Annotated in this window: 22 protein-coding genes, 1 tRNA gene and 1 pseudogene; 12 read left to right on the top strand and 12 right to left on the bottom strand. The window is 71.1% G+C overall.

Annotated elements, in window-relative coordinates:
* Positions 1 to 47: 47 nt before the first annotated feature.
* Positions 48 to 521 carry a hypothetical protein gene (locus FM076_RS14975; RefSeq protein WP_173871087.1) on the bottom strand — a complete coding sequence of 158 codons (474 nt, stop codon included), beginning with the start codon at positions 519 to 521 and terminating at the stop codon, positions 48 to 50.
* Between the two features lie 225 nt (positions 522 to 746).
* A complete protein-coding gene (locus FM076_RS14970; protein ID WP_173871085.1) occupies positions 747 to 1,877 on the bottom strand; it encodes an ABC transporter ATP-binding protein in 1,131 nt (376 codons plus the stop codon).
* A 168-nt stretch (positions 1,878 to 2,045) separates the two neighbouring features.
* Between FM076_RS14970 and FM076_RS14965 the strand changes: the two genes are divergently transcribed.
* Positions 2,046 to 2,122, top strand: a tRNA-Thr gene (locus tag FM076_RS14965).
* A gap of 282 nt (positions 2,123 to 2,404) precedes the next feature.
* On the opposite strand, the pseudogene FM076_RS35320 reads toward FM076_RS14965, so the two are convergent.
* A pseudogene (locus FM076_RS35320) lies at positions 2,405 to 2,583 on the bottom strand (AraC family transcriptional regulator); the annotation flags it as partial.
* Positions 2,584 to 2,910: 327 nt separating this feature from the next.
* On the opposite strand from FM076_RS35320, the gene FM076_RS33790 reads away from it, so the two are divergent.
* The 4 genes from FM076_RS33790 (at position 2,911) to FM076_RS14945 (ending at position 6,595) form a co-directional block, all read left to right on the top strand.
* On the top strand, positions 2,911 to 3,390 hold the full coding sequence (locus FM076_RS33790) for a hypothetical protein (RefSeq protein ID WP_173871083.1): 480 nt from the start codon (positions 2,911 to 2,913) through the stop codon (positions 3,388 to 3,390).
* A gap of 5 nt (positions 3,391 to 3,395) precedes the next feature.
* Positions 3,396 to 5,096 carry an alpha/beta hydrolase gene (locus tag FM076_RS14955; RefSeq protein ID WP_173871081.1) on the top strand — a complete coding sequence of 567 codons (1,701 nt, stop codon included), beginning with the start codon at positions 3,396 to 3,398 and terminating at the stop codon, positions 5,094 to 5,096.
* A gap of 34 nt (positions 5,097 to 5,130) precedes the next feature.
* Positions 5,131 to 5,673: a hypothetical protein gene (locus tag FM076_RS14950; protein WP_173871079.1), complete on the top strand. Its 543-nt coding sequence runs from the start codon at positions 5,131 to 5,133 to the stop codon at positions 5,671 to 5,673.
* 430 nt (positions 5,674 to 6,103) lie between these two features.
* Positions 6,104 to 6,595 (top strand): histone deacetylase, encoded by a 492-nt coding sequence (locus FM076_RS14945; RefSeq protein WP_345945018.1) that lies wholly within the window; start codon positions 6,104 to 6,106, stop codon positions 6,593 to 6,595.
* Positions 6,596 to 6,700: 105 nt separating this feature from the next.
* Here the strand turns inward: FM076_RS14945 and FM076_RS14940 are convergent, their stop codons facing one another.
* Together FM076_RS14940 and mltG are read right to left on the bottom strand one after the other, a co-directional pair.
* On the bottom strand, positions 6,701 to 6,886 hold the full coding sequence (locus FM076_RS14940) for a hypothetical protein (protein ID WP_173871076.1): 186 nt from the start codon (positions 6,884 to 6,886) through the stop codon (positions 6,701 to 6,703).
* Positions 6,887 to 7,206: 320 nt separating this feature from the next.
* Positions 7,207 to 7,995 carry an endolytic transglycosylase MltG gene (gene mltG, locus FM076_RS14935; protein ID WP_173871074.1) on the bottom strand — a complete coding sequence of 263 codons (789 nt, stop codon included), beginning with the start codon at positions 7,993 to 7,995 and terminating at the stop codon, positions 7,207 to 7,209.
* A 528-nt stretch (positions 7,996 to 8,523) separates the two neighbouring features.
* Between mltG and FM076_RS14930 the strand changes: the two genes are divergently transcribed.
* Positions 8,524 to 9,189, top strand: coding sequence for a pentapeptide repeat-containing protein (locus tag FM076_RS14930; protein WP_173871073.1), 666 nt, complete (start codon positions 8,524 to 8,526; stop codon positions 9,187 to 9,189).
* Between the two features lie 178 nt (positions 9,190 to 9,367).
* On the opposite strand, the gene FM076_RS14925 is transcribed toward FM076_RS14930, so the two are convergent.
* Complete coding sequence (locus FM076_RS14925) at positions 9,368 to 9,868, bottom strand: hypothetical protein (protein ID WP_173871071.1); 501 nt, start codon at positions 9,866 to 9,868, stop codon at positions 9,368 to 9,370.
* 99 nt (positions 9,869 to 9,967) lie between these two features.
* On the bottom strand, positions 9,968 to 10,543 hold the full coding sequence (locus tag FM076_RS14920) for a TerD family protein (protein ID WP_173871069.1): 576 nt from the start codon (positions 10,541 to 10,543) through the stop codon (positions 9,968 to 9,970).
* 259 nt (positions 10,544 to 10,802) lie between these two features.
* On the opposite strand from FM076_RS14920, the gene arfB reads away from it, so the two are divergent.
* Positions 10,803 to 11,234 carry an alternative ribosome rescue aminoacyl-tRNA hydrolase ArfB gene (gene arfB, locus FM076_RS14915; protein WP_173871066.1) on the top strand — a complete coding sequence of 144 codons (432 nt, stop codon included), beginning with the start codon at positions 10,803 to 10,805 and terminating at the stop codon, positions 11,232 to 11,234.
* A 294-nt stretch (positions 11,235 to 11,528) separates the two neighbouring features.
* Here arfB and FM076_RS14910 read toward each other — a convergent pair whose 3' ends face one another.
* On the bottom strand, positions 11,529 to 12,047 hold the full coding sequence (locus tag FM076_RS14910) for a flavin reductase family protein (protein WP_243274927.1): 519 nt from the start codon (positions 12,045 to 12,047) through the stop codon (positions 11,529 to 11,531).
* Positions 12,048 to 12,457: 410 nt separating this feature from the next.
* On the opposite strand from FM076_RS14910, the gene cdgB reads away from it, so the two are divergent.
* The gene (gene cdgB / locus FM076_RS14905) at positions 12,458 to 14,194 is read left to right on the top strand and encodes a diguanylate cyclase CdgB (protein ID WP_173871065.1); all 1,737 of its coding nucleotides are present in this window, start codon (positions 12,458 to 12,460) and stop codon (positions 14,192 to 14,194) included.
* Positions 14,195 to 14,287: 93 nt separating this feature from the next.
* Positions 14,288 to 15,289, top strand: coding sequence for a hypothetical protein (locus FM076_RS14900; protein WP_173871063.1), 1,002 nt, complete (start codon positions 14,288 to 14,290; stop codon positions 15,287 to 15,289).
* A gap of 424 nt (positions 15,290 to 15,713) precedes the next feature.
* Here the strand turns inward: FM076_RS14900 and FM076_RS14895 are convergent, their stop codons facing one another.
* From FM076_RS14895 to FM076_RS14885, 3 genes are all read right to left on the bottom strand, one after another.
* Entirely contained in the window at positions 15,714 to 16,670 is a 957-nt protein-coding gene (locus FM076_RS14895; protein ID WP_173871061.1) for a hexose kinase, read from the bottom strand.
* Between the two features lie 132 nt (positions 16,671 to 16,802).
* Positions 16,803 to 18,017, bottom strand: coding sequence for an N-acetylglucosamine-6-phosphate deacetylase (nagA, locus tag FM076_RS14890; protein ID WP_173871059.1), 1,215 nt, complete (start codon positions 18,015 to 18,017; stop codon positions 16,803 to 16,805).
* Entirely contained in the window at positions 18,014 to 18,973 is a 960-nt protein-coding gene (locus FM076_RS14885) for an ROK family protein (RefSeq protein WP_173874751.1), read from the bottom strand. Before FM076_RS14885 ends, nagA begins: the two co-directional genes overlap by 4 nt.
* A 447-nt stretch (positions 18,974 to 19,420) precedes the next feature.
* On the opposite strand from FM076_RS14885, the gene FM076_RS14880 reads away from it, so the two are divergent.
* From FM076_RS14880 to otsB, 3 genes are all read left to right on the top strand, one after another.
* On the top strand, positions 19,421 to 20,704 hold the full coding sequence (locus FM076_RS14880; protein ID WP_173871057.1) for an extracellular solute-binding protein: 1,284 nt from the start codon (positions 19,421 to 19,423) through the stop codon (positions 20,702 to 20,704).
* Positions 20,705 to 20,742: 38 nt separating this feature from the next.
* Positions 20,743 to 21,102: a DUF3263 domain-containing protein gene (locus FM076_RS14875; protein ID WP_173871055.1), complete on the top strand. Its 360-nt coding sequence runs from the start codon at positions 20,743 to 20,745 to the stop codon at positions 21,100 to 21,102.
* Positions 21,103 to 21,174: 72 nt separating this feature from the next.
* Positions 21,175 to 22,014 carry a trehalose-phosphatase gene (otsB, locus tag FM076_RS14870; protein ID WP_173871053.1) on the top strand — a complete coding sequence of 280 codons (840 nt, stop codon included), beginning with the start codon at positions 21,175 to 21,177 and terminating at the stop codon, positions 22,012 to 22,014.
* 37 nt (positions 22,015 to 22,051) lie between these two features.
* Here otsB and FM076_RS14865 read toward each other — a convergent pair whose 3' ends face one another.
* Positions 22,052 to 23,548: an alpha,alpha-trehalose-phosphate synthase (UDP-forming) gene (locus FM076_RS14865; RefSeq protein WP_173871051.1), complete on the bottom strand. Its 1,497-nt coding sequence runs from the start codon at positions 23,546 to 23,548 to the stop codon at positions 22,052 to 22,054.
* Between the last annotated feature and the right edge of the window lie 101 nt (positions 23,549 to 23,649).

The raw sequence follows: 23,649 nt of genomic DNA, 5'->3' as shown, positions 1-23,649 counted from the left end.
CCGCGCTGTGTGCCGCGGGGCGGTACGCGGGACGCTGCCCGCGGGGCTCAGCTCAGCTGGGCGACGCCGTAGGCGAAGGACGTGTCGCAGACGGGCCGCGAGAAGCGCTGCGCGCGCTGGGGGCCGTACTTGTGGACGGCCGCCTTGCCGAGCGCCCGCGCGATGGAGGTGCAGTGGCGGGCAAGCGCCGGCTTGCGGGCCACCGCGCGCTGGAGACCGGAGAGGGCCACCCCCGGGTCCTTCTCCTGGAGTTCGGCGATGAGGCGGTCGCGCAGGACGTCCTGCGGGGCGCGGTGGGCGGGGGCCGGCGGCGCGGCGGGCGTCGAGGCGGCGGCGGATGAAGCGTCGGGCGAGGAGGCGTCGGGCGAGGAGGCGTCGTGGGTGGAGGCGGTGAGGGCTTGCGAGTCCGCGGGCGAGGTGGCCCACGGGACGCTGGTGACGGCGAGAGTCCCGGACAGAACGAGCACGACCGGGAGTACAAGGGCGAGGGATCGGCCGATACGGCGGGCTGCGTGGTTCACGCCCGTGATGGTAGCGAGCGGTAGTGATTTGGCGACATTTTGTCACCATATCGAGGGACAGGGAAGGGGGTTGTTCGAGAAATGTCGCACGAAAGAGGGCCGTGTCGGGCGCACTGCCCGACACGGCCCTCGCGTTCAACTCGGCAGGGGAGGCCGGTGGTCGTTCACCGGACAGACCGACCGGTCGGTCCGCGAACCGCCCCCGCCCCGCCTCCCGCCTCCGGCTCAGTCGCTGAGGCGCTCGCCGGAGGAGGTGGAGAAGACGTGGGTCTCCCCGGCCCGCGGCACCACGTGGACGGTGGTGCCCTTCTCCGGAACACTGCGGCCGGAGACGCGGACCACCAGGTCGCACTTCTCGCCGCCGACGTCCGCGGTGCCGTACACGTAACCGTCCGCGCCGAGTTCCTCGACGACGTTCACGGTGACGGCGACACCCGCCGCCTCGTCCTTGGAGAGCTTCTTGCCGCTGTCGCCGCCCTCGCCGTTGACCACGTCGAAGTGCTCCGGACGGATACCGACGGTGACCGTCTTGTCGCCCTTGTCGGCCGCGGCCGCGATGGCGTCCCGCTCGACCGGCACCACGCTGTTGCCGAACTTCACCCCGCCGTCGGTGATCGGCACCTCGACCAGGTTCATCGCGGGCGAGCCGATGAAGCCCGCGACGAAGAGGTTGGCCGGGCGGTCGTACATGTTCCGCGGGCTGTCGATCTGCTGGAGCAGACCGTCCTTGAGGACGGCCACCCGGTCACCCATCGTCATCGCCTCGACCTGGTCATGCGTGACGTAGACCGTGGTGATGCCGAGCCGGCGCTGCAGGCCCGCGATCTGCGTACGGGTCTGCACACGCAGCTTCGCGTCCAGGTTGGAGAGCGGCTCGTCCATGAGGAAGACCTGCGGCTCCCGGACGATGGCCCGGCCCATGGCCACACGCTGCCGCTGGCCGCCCGAGAGCGCCTTCGGCTTGCGGTCCAGGTACTTGGTGAGGTCGAGGATCTTGGCCGCGTCCTCCACCTTCTTGCGGATCTCCGCCTTCGGCACCCCGGCGATCTTGAGCGCGAAGCCCATGTTGTCGGCCACCGACATGTGCGGGTACAGCGCGTAGTTCTGGAAGACCATCGCGATGTCCCGGTCCTTCGGCGGAAGGTGGGTCACGTCCCGGTCACCGATGCGTATGTTGCCCTCGTTGACGTCCTCCAGCCCCGCGAGCATCCGCAGCGAGGTGGACTTGCCACAACCGGAGGGACCGACGAGAACGAGGAACTCCCCGTCCGCGATCTCGATGTCGAGCTTGTCGACGGCGGGGGTCTCGGCACCCGGGTACACCCGGGTCGCCTTGTCGTAGGTGACCGTGGCCATGTTCGCTTCTCCTTCACCGGCAGGTACGTGCCGGACGATCCGTGGTAAAGGCGGAGGTGTAGTCCACTGCGTGGACCTGGCGAGACGCTAGCCTCTGATCCGGCTTTTGTCAGTAGTCCGACCGGCCCGATCCACCGCCCGGTACACTGCACGAGCGACACCGCACACGCCGCCTTAGCTCAGCTGGTTAGAGCATCTGTCTTGTAAACAGAAGGTCGTCGGTTCGAATCCGACAGGCGGCTCCAGTGGCTTCATGGCCGGTCAGAGGCCCCGTCCCGGGTGTGGGACGGGGCCTCTGTGGTGCCGTACAGCAGCGAAGTGCAGCAACCAGGGTGATCGCTACGGGCCGTTGCCGATGTGGTCATCTTCGCAGCGGGCTGAGCCGATGGGCGGGACAAGGAAGCGCTGGCCAGGAGCAAGATGATCAGGGTGGACCGCTGAAGCGGACCGCGCGCGTTGGCATCCTGTGACCGCCGCCGGCTCCTGTCTCCGCCCTCTCGACGTCGGCCTCGGACCACTCGGCCCCCATGCAGGCACAAGCCGATGCCCGCACCGGTTGCGGCGCTGGTGGCCACGTCGCTGTGTTCCACGAACAGCCCCTCCCGGTCATCTGTACCGAGGGGGAAGGCGGCGGGGCGGGTGGTGTAGCGCCAGTGGGTGGTCGCGCGGCGGCCGTCGGGCATCCGGCCTGGGCGAGGACGATGGCGCGAGCGTGGCGTCACCGGCCACCCCGCCGCAGCCTCAAGAAGCAGGCAATGAGGGCCGTGCCCGCCTCGGACCCGATCGCCGCGACTTCACTTCACCCCTTCACACGCAGGCGGGGACATTGGGTGGCCAACTATCGCCAACCGACACAGAGTGCCTGAGTACACGTACTCAACTTCCCCCAAAACGGGTCGGCCTGGGGCGCCGACTTGATAGGTTGCGAACTCTAGTTGTCACTGTCCCGTCGGTACCCCACCCCTGACGGGCACACTCAACCAGCGAGAAGCCACGGGGGCAGCGAGTGGTAGGGCGTTCGGCGATCTACGATGTGATCGGCGTGCCCGCCCCGCGTGCCACAGCCGAGCCTGACTCTTCGGCGATCAACGACTTGTCCCCCGACAGCCATGGGCCGGCGCGGATGCAGCTGGCAGGCCAGGCCCCATCCCATTCGGGTGAGACCGGTTCGGACGGGCAGACCGTCTCCGACCGGGCTGCCTGGCGCAAGGCCGCGCATGACACCGACCAACTCAAGCGCCCCGTCATCAGGGCCGGACTGCAGATGGCCTTCAACACGCTCAACACGCTCTTCGACGTAGACGGGGACGACGGGGACTTCGAGTGCGCCGGCGTCATCGACGACACCCTGAACAGCTCTTGGGCTGAGTACGCCAACAAAGTCGCAGACCGCTGCACCCGCCTGGCCGGCAGCATGCAGAACGCAGGCACCATGCAGCACAACAACGACGAAGAAAGCCGCGGCGAATTCGACCGGCTTTCACACCGCTACCGCGACACCCCCGGGCGGTAGAGAGGGTGAAATGGCAGACGCTCGCCAAGCTCGACACTGAAAAACTGGGCCGCGCCGCACGCGTCTACAAGAGCCTCTCCTCTGCGGGAGAACAGGGTAAAGACGGGCTCAACAACACCGTTTCTCCCGGCATCCGAGGCAAGCTCGAAGGCCGCGCCGCCAACGCTGCCCTGCGTCAAGTGGGCCAGCTCGCAGACAACTTCCACTACCTGCAGGTCCAGACCGGACTGATACGCACCAACATCGATCTGCTGCAAGAAATGCTCCGCAAAGCCCAGGTCAGGCTCCACCAGGCCCTGCGCGAGGCCGAGCGGGAAGGTTTCACCGTCGAGTCCGACGGCTCTGTCTCCTGCTCCACCGCCGGCTCGGAAGACGACGGCGGAAACAAACCCGACGGCGGCGCGGCCCACGGCGCCGACAGCGAGAAGAAGAGAGCCCTGGGGATCGCCCAGGAAATCTTCGATGCCGTCGAGCAAGCAACCGAAGCCGACAGGACGTACGCCCGCGTCCTGCGGCGCCTGAAAGCAGACGACGAACTGTACGTCTCGTCCGGGGACTGGAACGACACCGCTGCCGACACCAAAGTCTCCCGGAAAGCCGCCACCGAAGCCGGGGCCTACTTGCCCCAGCCCCCCGAGAGCGGGAGTCCACTGGAGAACAAGCGGTGGTGGGACCTCCTCGGCGACGAGGACAGGGACCACTACCTCGCCCTCTACCCCGCACAGATCGGCGCGCTCGACGGACTGCCCGCCGACATACGCGACGAAGCCAACCGCGCCGAGACGGCCACGACCAAAGGCCGCTACCAGACCGAACTCAACCAGCTGCTGACAGAAAGACCGTCCGGCTGGAAAGGCCGCAGGGATCACATCAACGACACCCTCAAGGGCATCGAAGCCATTGAGAGCCGCTTCGACCGAACCGGTATCAAGGGGCTTCCCCCTGCATACTTGCTCGGCTTCCACCCCAAGGGCCGCGGAGACGGGCGGATCATCCTGGCCGACGGCAACCCCGACACCGCCGACCACACCGCCATCCACGTACCCGGGACTACAGCGAAACTCTCCACCATCGACGGAGACCTGCACCGCATGGACCGCCTGTGGCGGCACTCGTCCACAGCGGCCGGCCCCGACGCCTCGGTATCGACGATCACGTGGCTGGACTACGACGCCCCCGACATCAACCCCGGCCACAACCCGACCCGTGGCAAGTTCGCCGACGAGGGCGCCGAACCCCTCCGGAGGTTCACCGAGGGCACCCAGGCCGCCCAGGGTGGGGCGGACGCCTCGCACACCACCGTCTCCGGCCACTCCTACGGCTCCGCGGTCGTCGGCGAAGCCGCCAAGGGCCACCGGCTCCCGGCCGACGACATCATGTTCCAGGGCTCTCCCGGCGTCCACGTACGCCGTGCGGAAGACCTCGGCGTCGGCGCCGACCACGTATGGGCCGTTGCCGCCGACAACACAGTCGATGACACCACGGTGCGCCAGGGAGGACGCGCCTTCCACGGCGGCGGCCCGGACCGGGCAATACCCACCGACAAGCGCTTCGGAGGCAACGTCATGGACTACGGCCCATGGAGAGGACCCATGGGGCATGGCAAGTACTGGGATGAGAATCGCGACGGCGACCCGACGGTCAGCCTGCGCAACATGGCCAAGGTAGTGGCCGGCGACTATGGCAACGTCACGCTCAAACAGTGACCGCTGCCGGAAAGCTACCGTTGCAGCCGCGCTGGTGACCCTGATTCCGCTGATGGGATGCTCGATCATGAAACGCACTGGCCCCGGGCGGGTCGCCAAGCCGTCGAAGGTACGCAGGATCCTCGGATATACACCCGAGGTGCGCGAGGTGCGACAGGCAGAGGACGAGGTCAACCGGATATCGTCCCGGCTGCTGGATGCCATGGGCATCCCCGGCACCCCAAGTGACCTTCCTGCCGCCGCCGGGCCGTGTAGCGCCGTCGACCCGGACTTCACCACTTACTACATCGTGGACCATCCCTGGGCACTGTGGAGAGCCGACGCGGACGATTTCGACACCGCCATGGAGAACCTGCGCTCCCGGCTTCCCGGCATGGGGTGGCATATCACCAAAGACGGACCCCAAAACAGTATGTTTCGTAACCCGGAGATCATTGCGGTACACACCATCTCCGGGCACCATGTGGCGATTGAGGCACTGAAGAAACGCTCAGGTGACCTCAAGCCACAGATCAGCGTCACCCTCGTCTCGCCCTGCTATCAAGCCCCGGAAGGCACCAACCTTTCCCGTGCCTGACAGGAGCCGCCGTGCCCACGACAGACGCGATGACGTTCCCCGACGACGCCCACGCCTCGCCGCACCCCAGCCCGCCGCCTCATACTGACCGAAGTTCTTATCGGCAGCCCAGGAGATCGCAGCCGCGTCCACGTCAGACCTGACAGCCGGCCGAGTGTGCACCCTGCGCGGTGCCGCCGGTCGGGCACCAACGCGTCCCTCCCTTTGCGGGGCCGATGGCCTCTGCCCCCTGTGCAGCCGTCTTCGGGGAGAACACCACATGAACGCTCCACGGGATATCGCGCGCATGCCGCCTGCGGCAGGTGCCCCGGCGGAGGTCTGGTACGCCTCCTACGGGTCCAATACGCACCGGGAACGGCTGGGTGCGTATATCGTCGGCGGAAAACCGGGTGGGGCGGCGCGGGGGTATCCGGGATGCCGGGACCGGACGATGCCGGTTCGGTCCCTTCCCGTCGTCCTGCCGGGAGTTCTCTATTTCGCGACGGAGTCTTTGGTGTGGGGCGGCGGGAGGGCGTTCTACGATCCCGCGTCCGCCGGTCGCACCTTCGCGGTGGCGCATCTGGTGACCGCGGGGCAGTTCTCCGATATCGCCGCGCAGGAGATGTACAGGGAGCCCGGTGCCGATCTCGATCTGACCGAGGCGCTGACGCACGGCCGGGCGCGCTTCGGTGACGGGCGGTACGAGACGCTGGTGTGCGCCGGTGCGATGGACGGTTGGCCGGTCCTCACCTTCACGGCGCCCTGGGGGCTCGCCGACCTGCCCGGTGTGCCTCCCACCGCGGCGTACGTCGAGCACCTGGCCTCCGGACTGCGGGAGACGGGTGCCTGGAGCGTTCGAGAGATCGCCGCGTATGTGGCCGCCTCACCGGGGGCGTCCGGACACTGGAGCGCGAGGGCGGTCAGGGAATTGCTCACCCGGTGAGGCGGTTCCACATTTCCGACGGGAGGGATTTCGGCGTGAAAGACGGGTTGGGGCGGGCGTCCGGGTTCCGACAGGGCGAGATTCTTTCGTCGGTGAGAATCTCCTTCAGGCCGCTGCGATCAGCTGCGCTGCCGGCCTTGGGAAGGCCATCCAGTCGGGTGCGCTGCCGCCGCTCCTGCCGACCTCCTCCTCTTTCTTCTTCAGGAAGGTGAGGAGTTGGGTAGTGGCCCCGAGAAGGGCGCCCAGGCCGCCGAAGAAAACACCGAGGGTTTCCAGAACCTGGAGAAACATCGTGTCGCCTCTCCGCGCACGGACCGGGCGCGCACTCCGAGTTTCAGAAGGACAGGAAAACGGTCCTAGAAAGCGGAGAAGATGAAGGATCCGGTCACTCCTGCAACTTCTCGCCGCTTACGGCTCACGTCCCGCTCTGCGGGGCGTCCACTGGTCCAGCCGGACATGCGGATCGACACGGAATCCTCCTCTCGCTTTCTCCTCGGAAGAAAAGAAGTGGTTCTACTTTAGTGGTCACGTCCCGTCTCGTACAGAGCCGAACGGGTGGGGCGTCGAATTCCGGCCACTGTCTTCCCCACTCTCCTGCCGTGCCCGATGCCTCAGGCTCCGTTGCCCTGTTCCGCGTTGAACTCCTCCACCCACTTCTCGTGCTGCGCGTAGTCGTCGGTGAAGCGGGTGTCCCCGGGCTTGACGGTGACGAAGTAGAGCCAGTCGCCGTCGGCCGGGGTGGTGGCGGCCTTGAGCGCTTCGGGGCCGGGGTTGTTGATGGGGGAGGGAGGGAGGCCCTTGTACCGGTAGGTGTTGTAGGGGGAGGAGATGCGGGTGTCGGCGTACGAGGTGTTGAGGGTGGAGCGGTTGAGCGCGTAGTTGATGGTGGAGTCCATCTGGAGGGGCATCCCGCGCCGGAGGCGGTTGTGTATGACGCGGGCGACCTTCCTCATGTCCGTGAGGGAGTCCGCCTCGGCCTGGGCGATGCTGGCGATGATGAGGGTGGCGTAGTCGTGCACGCCGGCCGCCGCCTGCCGCTTCCGCGCCGTCTTGGCCATGAGGGCGACCAGTGACGTCGGTGTCGTCTCGGACCGCACGGAATACGTGGCGGGGTAGAGGTAGCCCTCCGGGTTGCCCTTCGCCGCCGCCGGCAGTGCGAGCGTGCCCTTGCGGGCGGCGCGTTCCGCGGCCTTCTGCGTGGTGCCCTCGGGTACGGACAGCGCCTTGTCGGCCGCCGCGTACACCTGGGTGGCACGCCGTCCCTCTGGCACGACGAAGGGCGTCGTGGCCCATTCCCGCTGGTAGCGGATCAGCACGACGGCGGCCGCGGTCACGGCCAGCGCACAGAAGAGGGCCACCCCGATGAGCCATCGTTTCCGGTTCCCGGTCCTGGTGGTCATACGGGGAACGCTAGGGCAGCGGCGGCCCGTGCGGGGTGGGGACCACCCTTACGGGATGCCCCTATGAGACGTCCTTATGAGATGCCCTTCCGGGATGAGTACGACCTGGCCGGTCGTCCCCCGCGTCTCCAGTGCGCTGTGCGCTGTGCGCTGCGTGCGGTGCGCTGCGTGCGGTGCGCTGTGCGCGGCCGCCGCCTCGGCGAGCGGGAACGGGTGGACGAGCGGGGACGTGGTGTCGACCAGATGGACGCCTGCGGCCTACACAAGGACCCGGACCTGGCCGGGACCGGGCGACGGGTCGGGCACCTGCTCGTACGTCAGATTCCCGGTGGGTCCGAAGGCATCCGGGCGTCCAGGTGTTCAGGCGTACGGCGTACATGGTGCGCTCCTCGGTGAGGGGACGGCCGTGGCGGCCGCATGTCCGCCGAGCCTGCTCCTTGAAGTGTGGTTGAGGACAACCGGATCCGCATGGCGGGAAAGAGCAGTTCGAGGGCCGGCGTTGTCGGCGGGGAAGGGCAGCATGAGGGCATGGCGACATCAGCAGCGGTACGTGAAGCGCGGCGTCCCCAGGTCTCCCTGCCGGAGCTGCGGCCCTTCGAGGGGGAGGGGCTGGAGCCGGACGGTGACTACGACGGGGTGCGGTTCGAAGGGCTGGATCTGAGCGGGACGGACGGCGGCGGGGCGCGCCTGCTCGAAGTGGGGATGTACCGCTGCGCGCTGGACGAGGCCCGGCTGGGACGGTTGAGGGTGATCGATTCGGTGCTGGAGGGGGTGTGGGGGGTCGGCGTCGACCTGGTGGGCGCCGAACTGCGGGACGTGGAGCTGCGGGACGCCCGGCTGGGCGGCATCCAGATGCACGGGGCGCGGCTGAACCGGGTTCTGGTGCGGGGAGGGAAGATCGACTTCCTGAACCTGCGGCAGTCCACGCTCTCCGACGTCACCTTCGAGGGCTGTGTCCTCAACGAGCCGGACTTCGGCGGCGCCACGCTCCAGCGGGTCGCCTTCCGGGACTGTGTGCTGCGCCGCGCCGAGCTGAACCAGGTCCGGCTCAAGGACGTCGATCTGCGGGGTGCGACCGAGCTGGACATCGCGGTGGGCGTGGAACGGCTGGCGGGGGCCACCATCAGCCCGCATCAACTGATGGAGCTGGCACCGGCTTTCGCGGCGCAGATCGGGGTGCGAGTGGAGTCCTGAGGCCGGGTGGAGTCCTGGGGGCCGGGTGGAGGCCTGGGGCACGGTGGAGTTCCGGGGCCGGGGCGATTTCTGAGGCTCGGTGGCGTTATGGGGGCGGGGCGGGGCGGTTCCTGGGGACGGGGTGAGTCCTTGGGGCGGGCGGGGCTGCCCGGGCGGCGCCGGCGGGGGAAGGCCGGGCTCATACCCGGGGGTAGCGGGCCGTCAGGGTCCAGACGACCGGATTGTCGTCCAGGCCCTCGTGCATGTCGGTGAGGTCCGCGACCAGGTCGTGCAGGAAGTCGCGGGCCTCCCGGCGCAGCTCGCCGTGGGAGAAGGAGAGCGGTTCCGCGGCGCTGTCCGCGACCCAGTCGGCGGTGATCTCCACCCAGCCGAAGCGGCGCGTGAAGTGGAGCAGCTCGGTGGACTCGGTGAAGTCGAGCCGGGCGCGGTGGGGACCGGCGGAGCGGTTGCCGCGCGGATCGCGGTCGAGCTCCTCGGCGATGTCGCACAGCGCCCAGGCGAAGTCGAGGACCGGCACCCATCCCCAGGCTGTGGACAGTTCGCGGTCGGTGGTGGTGTCGGCGAGGTAGATGTCGCCGCAGAACAGATCGTGCCGCAGCGCGTGGGTGTCAGCGGTGCGGTAGTCCGTGTGGGGCGGGTCGGGGAAGCGGCGGGAGAGGGCGTAGCCGATGTCGAGCACGCCGTGATGGTGTCACGTCGCCGCGGCCCCTCCCGCTGCGGCGGGGTGGCGCCGCCCGTGGGAGGCGCCACCCCGTCATCGTGCGGAGACCGGCGGGTCTCAGACGTTGACGCCGAAGTCCTGGGCGATGCCCACGAGGCCGGAGGCGTAGCCCTGGCCGACGGCGCGGAACTTCCACTCGGCGCCGTTGCGGTACAGCTCGCCGAAGACCATCGCGGTCTCGGTGGCGGCGTCCTCGCTCAGGTCGTAGCGGGCGATCTCCGTCTGGTCGGCCTGGTTGACGATGCGGATGAAGGCGTTCCGCACCTGGCCGAAGTTCTGGCTGCGGTTCTCGGCGTCGTAGATCGAGACCGGGAAGACGATCTTGTCGATCTCGGCCGGCAGGGCGGCCAGGTTGACGTTGATCTGCTCGTCGTCGCCCTCGCCCTGGCCGGTGAGGTTGTCACCGGTGTGGACGATCGACTGGTCCGGGGTCGCCTTGTTGTTGAAGAACACGAAGTGCTGGTCGGAGTAGACCTTGCCCTGCGCGTTCACCGCGATGGCGCTCGCGTCGAGGTCGAAGTCGGTGCCGGTGGTGGTCCGCACGTCCCAGCCGAGGCCGACCGTGACGGCGCTCAGGCCCGGCGCCTCCTTGGTGAGAGAGACGTTGCCGCCCTTGGACAGGCTTACAGCCATGGGAGTGCCCTTCTGTCGTGATGAATCCCGTGTGGCCCCCGAGGGAACCACCCTCGCGGAACCGGGACCTCACCAGGGTCCCCGTCCCACGTCTCACCCTCCACAACGCTGTCGGGGGACGAGGGGGTTCCAGCTTTCTTTGCCTTCTTTGCTTTTCTGCCGCCGGCTCTCGTCGCGCCAAGGCCCGCCAACGCCCGCCAAGGGCCGCACCTCCGGAAATGCGGATGACGTGTGCGCGTCGAGGGCGGACCATGGAGGCATGTCCGGTCCCTATCGCATCCGTGGTGCGGTCTGTCTGCCCGAGGCCGAACTGATGTGGCGCTTCACCCGCTCGTCGGGGCCGGGCGGGCAGCACGTGAACACCAGCGACAGCCAGGTGGAGCTGCGCTTCGACCTCGCGCGCACCCAGGCGCTCCCCGAGGTGTGGAAGCGGCGCGTGCTGGAGCGGCTGGCGAACCGCCTGGTGGACGGCGGCGTGCTGGTCGTACGGTCGAGCGAGCACCGGTCCCAGTGGCGCAACCGCGAGACGGCGGCCGTGCGCATGGCCTCCCTCCTCGCGGAGGCGACGGCCCCGCCACCGCCGCCGCGCCGCAAGAAGAAGATCCCCCGCGGCATCAACGAGCGCCGGCTGCGGCAGAAGAAGCAGCGCGGCGAGATCAAGCGCGGCCGCTCGGGCCGCACCTGGGATTGAGCCTCCGTAGGGATTGAGCCCCCGTACGGGATTGAGCCCCCGTACGGGATTGAGCCTTCGTACGGATTGAGCCTCCGTACGGATCGAGTCTTCGCGCGGGACTGAGCCTCCGCACGCGATCGAGTCTTCGCACCTGGACCGGGCCTCCACGAGCGGACCCGGACCTTCATGCGCGGAACCGGGCCTCCACGCGCGGACCCGGGCCCCCACGAGCGGGACCGGACCTCCGCACCTGGGACCGGTTCCCACGAGCCGGACCGGACCTCCACGCCGCTCCCGGGCGTCCGGTGCGGCTCAGCGCAGGGAGCGGTACCGTCCGCTGTAGTACAGCAGGGGGCCGTGCTCGCCGTGGGTGAGGCGGGTGGCCAGGACGCGGCCGACGAGCAGGGTGTGGTCGCCCGCCGTCACGCGCTGTTCGGTGCGGCACTCGACCGCGGCCAGTGCTCCGTCGACCAGCGGGGCGCCGCTGGTGGCGCCGCGGGTGTGGGGCAGCTCCTGGAAGAGGAGCCGGTCGCTGAGCCGCGCCTTCATTGCGAAGCGACCGGCGGTCTGGGTCTGGGCGTCGGTCAGCAGGGAGACCGCCCAGTGGTCCTGGCGGGAGAGCAGCTCGTCCATCCGGGACCCCTCGCGCAGGCTGATCAGCACCAGGGGCGGGTCGAGGGAGACGGACATGAAGGCGGTGGCGGTCATGCCGACGTCCTCGCCGCGCGCGCCCTCCTCCGGGTCGTGCGCGGTGACCAGGACCACGCCGGCCGCCAGCCGCGCCATGGCCGCGCGGAACTCCTCGTCGCTCACCCCATCAGGATGGGGCATCGGATGGGCCTGGGGCACGTGGGTCGTCTGCTGCTGCACTGCGTGGGACACGCTGGCTACGCTAACCAGCCGTTTCCCGGGTGCGCATCGGGCCCGGGGACCAGGCGGGGCCTAGGACCGCCGTCAGGCGGAGGGCGGGGGCGACGGTTGTCCGGGGCAACGTTGTGCAGTCAACTCATAGCACACTGTTGTGACTTGAGTCACAGAGGGCATTAATTGTTGACCCTGTGTACCGGGTGAACAGCTCGCTGTGATTCAGTGGCCGTGGCATCCGCACAACGCCGACGAACGCCGAGCAACGCCGAAGGCGTCGAAGACGCCGACAAGTACACCGACGAACGCAGTCAGTGAGGCCCGCAAGCGACGGCACGAGCACCTGGAGTTGACGTACACGGCTCAGGGGGAGGGCTATGGAAACCGAGTCGGAGCCCTATGTCCGCCTCGCCAGTCTGCGCCGTTTGCATCACGTCGTGGCGCAGCTCAACACCGCCCGCAGCCTCGCCGACACCCTCCAGACCGTCGCGGACGGAGTGGTCGAGGGGCTCGGCTTCGAGATAGCGACGGTGAACCTGGTACGCGCCGACGGTGACCTCGTCGTCGCCGCCGTGGCCGGCAGCCCGGCCGCCGAGGCGATGATGGCGGGCCGCGTCGGCCCCCGCGCCTCCTGGGAGCGCCGGCTGGCGATGGGGGAGCAGTGGGGCGCGCTGCGCTTCGTCCCGTACACCGAGGGCTGGGTGCTGGACGACGATGACGTGCCGCAGTGGCACGCGCCCCAGCCGGTCAGCGACGCGCCCGACGCGTGGCACCCCATGGACCGGCTCTTCGCTCCGCTGTACGCCTCCGACGGCGAGCTGCTGGGCGTGCTGTCCGTCGACAAGCCGCGCAACGGCCGCCGCCCCGGCGCCTGGGGCTGCGAGGCGCTCCAGATGTACGCCTCGCAGGCCGCCATCGCCATCAGCAACGCGCGGCTGCGCTCGAACATGCAGCGGGCGCTGGTCCGGCTGGAGCGGGAGCAGCAGGCGCTGCGGGCCAGCGAGGAGAGCTTCCGGCAGGCGTTCGAGTACGCGCCCAGCGGGATGGCCATCGCGGAGATGGGCGGGGACCAGCACGGGCGGCTGCTGCGGACCAACGACGCGCTGTGCCGGCTGCTGGGCCGCCCGGCCGCCGCGATGCGCCGCTACTCCTTCTCCGACCTCGTCCACCCCGAGGACATCGGCGTGCTGCTGCGCACCTCGGCCGAGGGCGGCCGGGCCGAGCTGCGGCTGGCCCGGCGCGACGGGTCGTACGTGTGGGTCTCGCTGCGCAACTCCGTGGTCGCGGACGCCGCCGACGGGCCCCGCTATCTGCTCACCCACGTCGAGGACATCGAGGAGCGCAAGCGCCACGAGCTGCAGCTCGCGCACCGCGCCAGCCACGACTCGCTGACCGGACTGCCCAACAGCGCCGAGTTGCGGGCCCGCCTCTCCAGCAGGCTCTGCGCGATGCCGGGCCGCCCCACGGGCGCCGCCGCCGCGGCGGGCCAGGACGTGCCCGGGTACGGGACGGGCTACGGGACCGGGGACGGCTTCTGGGACCTGGAGGGGCTGGGCGGCGGTACGGCGGCGATATCCGGCACCGGGGAGCCCCTCTGGGACGGTGAGCAGCTGATGGGGCCGCACGGCCTCCCGGCCGGCTCCGGCGACGGTCCGGTGCCGCACCCCGACCCGCTCCACGAGCACGCGGTGCCACCCAAGGGCGACGGGCCGGGGGAGAAGGGACTCGCCGTCCTCTTCTGCGATCTGGACGGCTTCAAGTCGATCAACGACAGGTACGGCCACCACTGCGGTGACGCCGTGCTCATCGAGGTCGCCCGGCGCCTGACGGAGGGCGTGCGGGACGACGACACGGTCGCGCGGCTGGGCGGTGACGAGTTCGTGGTGCTGGCCGACGGGCTCGGTCCCGCGGAGGCCGAGGACCTCGCCGTCCGGCTGCGCAACGCGATCATCCCCCCCATGCAGGTTGACGGGCGTTCGGTGCGGGTAGGCGCCAGTTTCGGCATCGGCTGGGCAAGCTGCGGAATGACCGCCGAAGAGGTCCTGCAGTCCGCCGACCAGCGGATGTACGTGGAGAAGCGAGCCCGCTCCAAGGGGCAGCGCCGGGCGGGTTAGCGCACACCGGGCCGAGCGGGTGCGACCGTGCCGAGAGGTTCACCCGAGAGAGGTAGGCTCGCCCGGATACCTGACGCAGTAGGGAGTGAGGGGATGACTGCCGAGAACCAGGGCACGGGTGCCGCGCCGGAAGGGGGAGACGAGGACCCGTTCGCGTACCTGTACCGGCAGGAGGGAGGCGGTCAGCAGTCCGCGCCGCCCGGTCAGCAGCCCGGCGTCCCCCGCCGCTCCTTCAACCAGGTCCGCGCGGTCGGCGAGCGCCAGTACGGCTACGGCTACCCGCAGCAGCAGCGTTCCGGTTACGGCTACCCCCAGCAGGGTTCCGGTTACGGCTACCCCCAGCAGCCCCCGCCCCCGTCCCACCAGCAGCCCAGCCCGCACTACGCGGCACCCGAGACGGTGCCGGGCGGGCGCGCGGCGGCCCGCCAGCAGGGTGCCCAGTCGGGTGGTTACGGCCGCGGGGGCCGCAACCGCACCGGTCTGCTGGTCGGAGCGATAGCCGTGGTGGCCGCCGTGGTCATCGGGATCGGCGCCGCCATCGTCTTCAACCAGGGCGACTCGGACGATCCGCAGGCCAAGGAGACCGGCAACGGCCAGCAGGACGGCCAGGGCGGCAAGCAGGACGGCGGCAAGAAGGACGGGAAGCCGGACCACAAGCCCGCCCCCGGGACGATGCCCAAGGAGGACGCCGCCAGCCTCACCCTCGGCGGGGGCGCCACCGCGTCGAAGGACGTGCGGGGCGCCAAGGGCCAGGGCGGCGCCTACGTCGGGGGAATGAACCAGCAGGGCGCCTCGGTCACCTGGGATCTGAAGAACGTGCCCGCCGCCGGGAAGTACACCCTCCACGTCCGCTACGGCGTGCCCGGCAAGGACGCGGACGCCACCCTCACCATCAACGGGAAGCCCGAGGGCCGGCCGCTGCGGATGAAGAACTTCTCCGGGGCGGAGGAGGGCGACTGGGAGCACGGCTGGCAGAACACCTGGTCGAACATCCAGCTCACCAAGGGCCGCAACAACATCAAGATCTCCTGCGAGGCGGGCAACAACTGCGACGTCAACCTCGACCAGGTCTGGCTGGAGAAGGGCTGGAAGTAGCCCGGGCCGGGCAGTAGCCCCGGGCCGGGAGTAGCCCCGGGTCCCGGGAGGCACCCCGGGCCAGGCTCCCGGAAGCACCTCGGCCCCCCCGGGGGGCGGGAAGCCGCCACCGTGAGACGCCGGGAGCCCCCGCGGCGCGTGCCGCCGGGGCCCGCGCCCGTGGGGCCCCGACGCCCCTCCCGAGCCCGGCACCCAGGCCCCGAAGCTGGCACTCAGGCCCGAAGCCCGGAACCCAGGCCGCCCCGAAGCCGGCACCAGCTCCCAAGTCCGGCACCAGCATTCGAAGCCCGGCACTCAGCACCCGAAGCCTGGCACCCAGCTCCCGAGTCCGGCGCTCAGGACACCGGGCGACGTCCGGTGTCCTGAGCGCCGGGCGGCGACGCCCGTCCGGGGCCCTGAGGACCGCGCCCCGCGAGGGGTGGGCTCAGGGCGTTTCCGACTGGCGGACCCGCACCGACGGCAGCATCGTCGCGTACGTCGGCTCGTCGAACTCGCCTGCCACCGGGGAGCGCACCGTCGCCGCCGACAGGGCGACCGCGCGGGCCAGCCGGTCGGGCCACGGCAGGCCCTCGGCCAGCCCGGAGAGCAGCCCGGCGACCGCCGAGTCGCCGGCGCCCGTCGGATTGCCCGCCAGCCGCTCGGGCACCGCGGCGCTCCAGGTGCCGTCCTGGGTGACCAGCAGCATTCCGTCCGCGCCCAGCGAGGCCGCCACGGCGTGGGCACCCCGCCGCTGGGCCGCGCGGGCCGCGCGCAGCGGCTCGGCGGTGCCGGTGATCCCGGCCAGCTCCTCCGCGTTGGGTTTGATGATGTCCGGCCGGGCGGCCAGCCCTCGGCGCAGCGGCTCGCCGCTGGTGTCCAGCAGCACGGGGACGCGTGCCGTACGGGCCTCCCGCACGAGCGTGGCGTACGCGCCCACCGGCACCCCCGGCGGCAGGCTGCCGCACAGGGCGACCGCGACCGCTCCGCCGCCCAGCAGCTCGCGGTAGGCGACGAGGAAGGTCTCCCACTCCTCGGGGGTGACGTGCGGGCCGGGTTCGTTGAACTGGGTGGTGTCCCCGGTCGACTCGTCGACCACGCCGACGGTGCGGCGGGTCTGCCCGGCGACGGGGACCAGCGCGTCGGTGACGGGGGCCGTGCCGCTCCCGGCGGGGGGTGTGGCGTCGGCCGCCAGGAGGGTGCGCAGGACACGGCCCGTCTCGCCGCCGGCGAAGCCGGTGACGGTGCTCTCGAAGCCCAGCGCCGCCAGGACCCGCGCCACGTTGAGGCCCTTGCCGCCAGGGCGCTCGGTCACCTCGCGCACCCGGTGGGAGGCGTGCGGCACCAGATGGGGCACGCGGTAGGTCAGATCGAGAGCGGCATTGAGCGTGACGGTCAGGATCACCAGCGCGCACCACCCTCACCCGTCGGACAACGGTTCATCACACACAATCCAGAACAAACGACACCACGGCTCTACCGGCCGCGCGAGCGATCATGCCATTGGAAGCGCCACCGGGCGACCCCCCGTACCAGCTCAGGGGGTGTGCACCGGCACCACCCAGGTGCCGTGGCGCATGACTCCGGCCAGGTCGAAGTTCTCGTCCAGCACCACCAGGTCGGCCAGCTTGCCCGGCTCCAGCGAGCCCACCCGGTCGGCCACGCCCAGTAGCCGCGCGGGGTTGGCGGACAGTGCGGCGACCGCGTCGGTGACGGGCAGCCCGTCGATGGTGACGGCGCGCTTGAAGGCCTGGTCCAGGGTCAGTGTCGAACCCGCGATCGAGTCGCCCTCGACCAGCCGGGCCACCCCGTCCCGCACCTCGACCTCCAGGTTCCCCAGCGGGTAGCGGCCGTCCCCCATGCCCGCCGCGCCCATGGCGTCGGTGATGAAGGCGACCCGGTCCCGGCCCGCCGCGCGGAACGCCAACTGGAGCGCCGCGGGGTGCAGATGGACGCCGTCGTTGATCAGCTCGACGGTGATCCGCTCGTCCTCCAGCAGGGCGGCCACCGGTCCTGGCTGCCGGTGGCCGAGCGGCGGCATCGCGTTGAACAGGTGCGTGGCCACCGTCGCTCCGGCCTCGATCGCCTCGCGGGTGCCCTCGTAGCCGTCGTCGGTGTGCCCGATGGCGGCGATCACCCCGCTGTCGGCCAGCAGCCGCACCGACTCCAGGCCGCCCCTCCGTTCGGGGGCCAGCGTCATCATCACGGCACGGCCGCGCGCGGCGTCCAGCAGCTTGCGCACATCGGCGGGGTCGGGGTCGCGCAGCAGCGACTCCTCGTGGGCTCCGCGCCGGTTGCAGGAGATGAACGGGCCCTCGAAGTGGACGCCCGCCAGGTCGCCCTGTTCGGCCAGTTCGCTCAGCGAGCCGGCCTGCCGGGACAGGTCGTCCAGGTCGCCGGTGACCGTGGAGGCGACCATGGTGGTGGTGCCGTGCCTGCGGTGGGTGTCGATGGCGGTCAGCGACTCCTGGTGGGTGCCGGCCGAGAAGGACGCGCCTCCGCCGCCGTGCACGTGGAGGTCCACGAAACCGGGCACGATCCAGTGGCCGGTCAGATCGAGCGTCTCCGTTCCGGGCCCGGCGGCGGGCGGGTCCTGCGGCCCGGTAGCGGAAGGGGCGCCCGTCCCACCGGACGGCGAGGTGCCGGGGCCGTCGGCGACGAGGGTGGTGCCCTCCACCGTCAGCCTGCCGTCCTCGCGCACCCCGTCGGGCAGCACCACCCGGGCACCGGTCAGCACCGTTCGCTTGCTCATCGGCTCGCAACCTCCGCGGAGAGTAGGTCCCAGGCGAGGAGCCCCGCGCCCAGGCAGCCCGCGGCATCCCCGAGCGCCGCGGGCACGATGGCCGGGAGTGGCTGGAACGTGACCTTCTCGCGGACCGCCTCCCGGAGCGGTTCGAAGAGGGTGTCGCCCGCCTCGGCGAGGCCACCGCCGATGATCAGTGTGCGCGGGTCGAGCAGGGTCAGTCCCGTGACCAGGCCGGTGGCGAGCGCGTCGACGGCCTCCGCCCACACCTTCCGGGCGCGCGGGTCGCCCGCCTCGACCGCCTTGGCGGCGTCCGCGGCCGTCGCCCGCGGGTCGCCGCTGGCCTCGGCCCACGCGGCGCCGACCGCGGAGGCGGAGGCGAGCCGTTCCAGGCAGCCGCGCTGACCGCAGCCGCACGGCGGGCCGTCGGGGCGTACGACGATGTGGCCGATCTCCCCCGCGCTGCCGTGCGCGCCCGGCTCGACGCTGCGGCCGATCCCGATGGCGCCCGCGATGCCGGTGCCCAGCGGCACGAACAGGTAGCGGTCCACGCCCTCGCCCGCGCCGATGCGCCCTTCCGCGAGCCCGCCGGTGCGCACGTCGTGCCCGAGCGCCACCGGCAGCGGGGGCAACTCCGCGGACCGGCCCCGGCCCAGACGCTCGCTCAGCAGCGCGCGGAAGGGGACGTCCCGCCAGCCGAGGTTGGCGGAGAAGACGGCCACGCCCCGCGCGTCGTCGACGATCCCGGGGACGGCCACTCCGGCGGCGGACGGCTCGGTGCCGTACCGTTCCACGCCCAGGGCGCGCAGGTCGGCGGCGAAGTCGAGGACCCCCTCGACCACGGCTTCGGGGCCGCGCTCGCGCCCGGTCGCCCGGCGAGCCTCGTGCAGCAGTTCGTTGCCGCTGCCGATGAGGGCGGCCTTCATTCCGGTGCCGCCGACATCGAGGGCGATGACGTACGGCACGGCGGGTGCGGTGGGGGCCTCGTCAGGGGTACTCACGCGGGACAGTCTCCCGCGAGAGCACTGTAAAGGTCTAGTCCACTCTTCCGGGGATCTTCTTGGGAGTCTTCTCGGGGGTCTTCTCCGGGGGAACTTCTCGGGGTCTTCTCCGGGCTGCTCCCCCGGAGAACTTCTCCGGGAGGGGGCCGGAAGGTCCGTTCCCCGGAGAACTTCTCCAAGAAGGGGGCTGGAACGTCCGTTTCCGGATTTTTCTTTCCGGAGCCCGAACGGAAGCCAACCTGATTCCGTACCGGTATCGAGCACCTGTAGACGGTCCGGGGTGCGCGGAGAGAGACTCCCGACCGACGGACCGGGGTTGGTGGTGCCGGAGTGGCGCGGGAGGCCCGAGGCGCCAGGGGGTCCGGAGAACGTTCTGAGGTTCGCAGGGTCTCGACAGGGGTGTGGAGAAGAATGAGACGGCGTCGTTTCCTGGGGATGGCCGCGGCCGGTGCGGTCGGAGCGGCGGGGGTGCCCGCGCTGACCGGTTGCGGAAAGGGCCCGGGATCCGCCGATGTCACGCTGCGCCTGGTCGCCGCGGATTACGGAAGTCCGGGTGCCCACAACAGTTCGAAGGTCTACTGGCGGAAACTCGCCGACGCCTTCGCCGCCGAGAATCCCGGCATCAAGGTCGATGTCACCGTCCACAGCTGGAACGAGATCGGCAAGAAGCTCACGGACATGGTCGACGCCGGTGACCCGCCGGACCTCGCCCAGGTCGACTCGTACGCCAACTGGGCGGCCGAGGGCAAGCTCTACAAGGTCAGCGAGCTGCTGCCCATCCCCGCCCAGGCCGAGTTCCTCACCTCGCTGGCGGAGGCGGGCGAGGTGCGGCGCGTCCAGTACGGGCTGCCGTTCGTGGCCAGCACCCGCGTCCTCTTCTACAACAAGGACCTCTTCGCCAAGGCCGGGCTGAACCCGAAGAAGCCGCCCCGCAGTTGGGACGAGCTGAAGTCGGCGGCGCGCACCCTCAAGCAGGCCGGGGTGAAGATCCCCTACGGTCTGCCCCTCGGCCCCGAGGAGGCGCAGGGCGAGGCGCTGATGTGGATGCTCGGCAACGGCGGCTCCTATGTGGACAGCGTCGGCAACTACACCATCAACTCCCCCGAGAACATCGAGACGATGGAGTGGCTGCGCGACAACCTCGTCACCCCGGGGTACACCGAGCCCGACCCCCAGCGTGTGAACCGGCAGAAACTCTTCGACGCCTTCACCGCGGGCGAGGTCGCCGTCCTCAACGGCCACCCCACCCTGATGCAGCAGGCCGACAAGAAGGGCATCTCCTACGGCACCGGAAAGCTGCCCGGCCGGGGCGGTCCCGCCGAGGGCACCCTCGGCGTCGCCGACTGGATGATGGCTTTCCGCGAGCACGGCCACCGCGAGGAGTGCGGCAAGTTCCTCTCCTTCGTCTACGAGGAGAAGAACCACTACGACTTCGTCTCCCAGTACGGGCTGCTGCCCGTCACCACCAGCGCCTCCGAACGGATGCGGGCCGACGAGGAGCAGAAGAAGCTCTGGCCGTTCCTCGACCAGCTCTCCAGCGCCGAGTTCTACCCCGTCGGCAAGGTGTCCTGGGCGGGCACCACCGCCGGTCTGAAGAAGACGATCGGCCAGGCCGCGATGAAGGGCGGCGACCCCCGGAGCGTGCTCACCGCGCTCCAGCGCGAGGCGGACGCGGCGGAGAAGGCGGGGTCGTAGCCCCGGCGGCTGTCGGTGGCGGTGCGTACGGTTGGGGCATGAGCGGTACGCACGGCGACGGCAACGGGGAGAGGGACGGGGACGAGGCCGGGGACGAGGCCAGGGACGGGGAGGGCGGCGCCGGCGGCGTCGCGGGCGGTGGCGCGGAGGAGGGCGGGGGTGCCGGGGTGCCGGGGCTCACCGACGAGGACCGGGCCGTTCTCGGCTTCGCCGCCCGCGGCTGGCCCTCGCCCGGCGAGAAGGAGCGCGCCATCCGTGAGCGCCTCGGCATGTCGCCCGTGCGCTACTACCAGTACCTCAACGCCCTGCTCGACGACCCGCGGGCCCTGGCGCACGACCCGGTGACGGTCAACCGCCTGCGGCGGCTCCGCCAGGCGCACCGGGACCGCACCCGCTGATCCGCCGCCGGTCCCGGTCGACTGTCCCCGTCGGCGGTCCCCGTCGGGGGGCCTCCTGGTTAGGGTGCGGCTATGTCGCTTCCTGAACCGGAGACGGAAGAAGGGCGCGCGGGGCTCGCCGCGCTCCGCACCGACCCCGCGCGCGCCGTGCTCGCGCTCGACTTCGACGGGACGCTGGCGCCCATCGTCGCCGACCCGGGCGCCGCACGGGCGCACCCCGGGGCGGTACCGGTGCTCGGCCGGCTCGCGCCACGGCTGGCGGGCGTCGTCGTGATCACCGGGCGTCCGGCGGCCGACGCCGTCGCCTACGGCGGCTTCGCGGCGGCCGAGGGCCTGGAGGGCCTCACCGTGCTCGGCGCCTACGGGGCCGAGCGCTGGGACGCCGCCGACGGGGTGGTGCGGGCCCCCGAACCCCCCGCCGGGGTCGCCGCCGTACGGGAGGAACTCCCCGCCCTGCTCGACGGAGCGGGGGCGCCCGAGGGCACCTGGACGGAGGACAAGGGCAGGGCGCTCGCCGTGCACACCCGGCGCACGGCCTCCCCGGACGAGGCCTTCGCCCTCCTGCGCGACCCCCTGTACGCCCTCGCGGAGCGGCACGGGCTCGTCGTCGAGCCCGGCCGCATGGTGCTGGAGCTGCGGCCCCCCGGCGTCGACAAGGGCGCCGCCCTCACCGGCTACGTCCGCGAACGGGCCGCCACCACGGTGGTCTACGCCGGGGACGACCGGGGGGACCTGCCCGCCTACGACGCCGTGGGCGCCCTCCGCCGGGAGGGCGTGGGCGGGCTGCTCCTCTACAGCGCCCCCGAGGCCGGCGACGAGACGGTGCCGGACCTCGCCCGCCGTGCGGATGTGACGGTGCGCGGACCGGCGGGCCTGGTGGAGTGGCTGCGGGGGCTGGCCGGACTGCTGTAGCGGGCGTCCCGGCTCCCCGGCCGGAACCTTCGCCCCCTCAGGAGCCGAGTTCCTTCAGCTGGTCGAGGAGCCAGCGGGTGGGGGGATGGGCGGTGGCGGTCCGGGCCAGGCGCTCGGAGCGGGCCTTGCGGGCGGCGGCGTCCAGTTCGAGGGCGGCCCGCAGGGCGTCGGCCGTCTCCCGCACGTCGAACGGGTTGACGCAGAAGGCGTCGGGCGCCATCTCCTCGTGGGCGCCGGCCTCCCGGGAGAGGACCAGGGCGCATCCCTGCTCGGAGAGGACGGGGATCTCCTTCGCGACCAGGTTCATCCCGTCCCTGATGGGGTTGACCAGCGCGACGTCGGCCATCCGGTAGGCGGCCAGGGAGCGGGCGAAGTCGTCCTTGACGTGGAGGACGACGGGGGTCCACCCGGGCACCCCGAAGTCGGCGTTGATCTGCTCGGCGACCCGGCCGACCTCGGCCGTGTAGTCGCGGTAGAGCGCGAGGTCCTGCCGGGAGGGGTAGGCGAACGCGACGTGGACGACGCGTTCGCGCCACTCGGGGTGGTCGGTGAGCAGCCTGCGGTAGGCGTGCAGCCCGCGCACGATGTTCTTGGACAGCTCGGTGCGGTCCACCCGCACGATGGTGCGGCGCCGGCTGCCGTCGGGGGCCGTCCCGATCTGCGCGCGCAGCTGTTCCATCCTCGCGGCGACGTCGTCGCGGTGGGCCCGCTCGCGCAGGAAGTCACCGTCCGCGCCCAGGGGGTGCACCCCGATCCGGGTGGTGCGGTCCTGGTAGGTCACCGAGAGCGCCGGGCCCGTGCCGCCGACGGAGGCGCCGAGCACCCGCTCGCAGCACTCCGCGAACAGCCGGGCCCAGCGGGCGGTCAGGAACGCGGCGCGGTCGGCGCCGAGCATGCCGCGCAGCACCCGCTCCGCGATGTCGTCGGGGAGCAGCCGGAAGTAGTCGGCGGGCGCCCAGGGGGTGTGGGAGAAGTGGCCGATCCGCAGGTCGGGGCGGCGTTCCCGGAGGAGTCCGGGGACCAGCGTGAGGTGGTAGTCCTGCACCAGCACGGCCGCGCCCTCGGCGGCCTCCTCGGCCAGGGCGTCGGCGAAGGCCGCGTTGTACGCCTCGTAGGCGGCCCACTGGCGGGAGAACTCCACATCGAACGCGGGTTCGAGTGGGGTCTGGTACAGCATGTGGTGGGTGAACCACAGCACCGAGTTCGCGATGCCGTGGTAGGCGGCCTCGAAGGTGGTGGCCGGGACGTCGAGCATCCGCACGGCCTGGCCGCCGGTGTCCCCGCGCTCCAGGTGGCCTCCCGTGCGCCGGGCCGCCTCGCGGTCACCCTCGCCCAGCGCCGCGCACACCCACACCGCGTCCGCCTCGGGCCCGATGGCCGACAGGCCCGAGACGAGGCCGCCGCCGCCGCGTTTGGCGGTCAGGCTGCCGTCCTCCTCCAGCGCGTAGGACACCGGCCCCCGGTTGGAGGCGACGAGGACCTGTGCCGGCGTGTGCGACGACGATGCTCCCTGAGGTGTTGCTCCAGCGACCATGCGCCGAGCCTAGCCGCGAGCGAATCCGCTCAAACGTACACGTGGCCGTACGCCTCACCACACGCCTCACCACACGCCTCGCCCCGGCGGCCGGTCACCGG

It is taken from the genome of Streptomyces albus subsp. chlorinus (assembly GCF_013302895.1).
GTDB lineage: Bacteria > Actinomycetota > Actinomycetes > Streptomycetales > Streptomycetaceae > Streptomyces > Streptomyces chlorinus.
The sequence above is the reverse complement of the archived record's forward strand: the minus strand, read 5'-3'. Positions and strand labels throughout refer to the sequence as shown.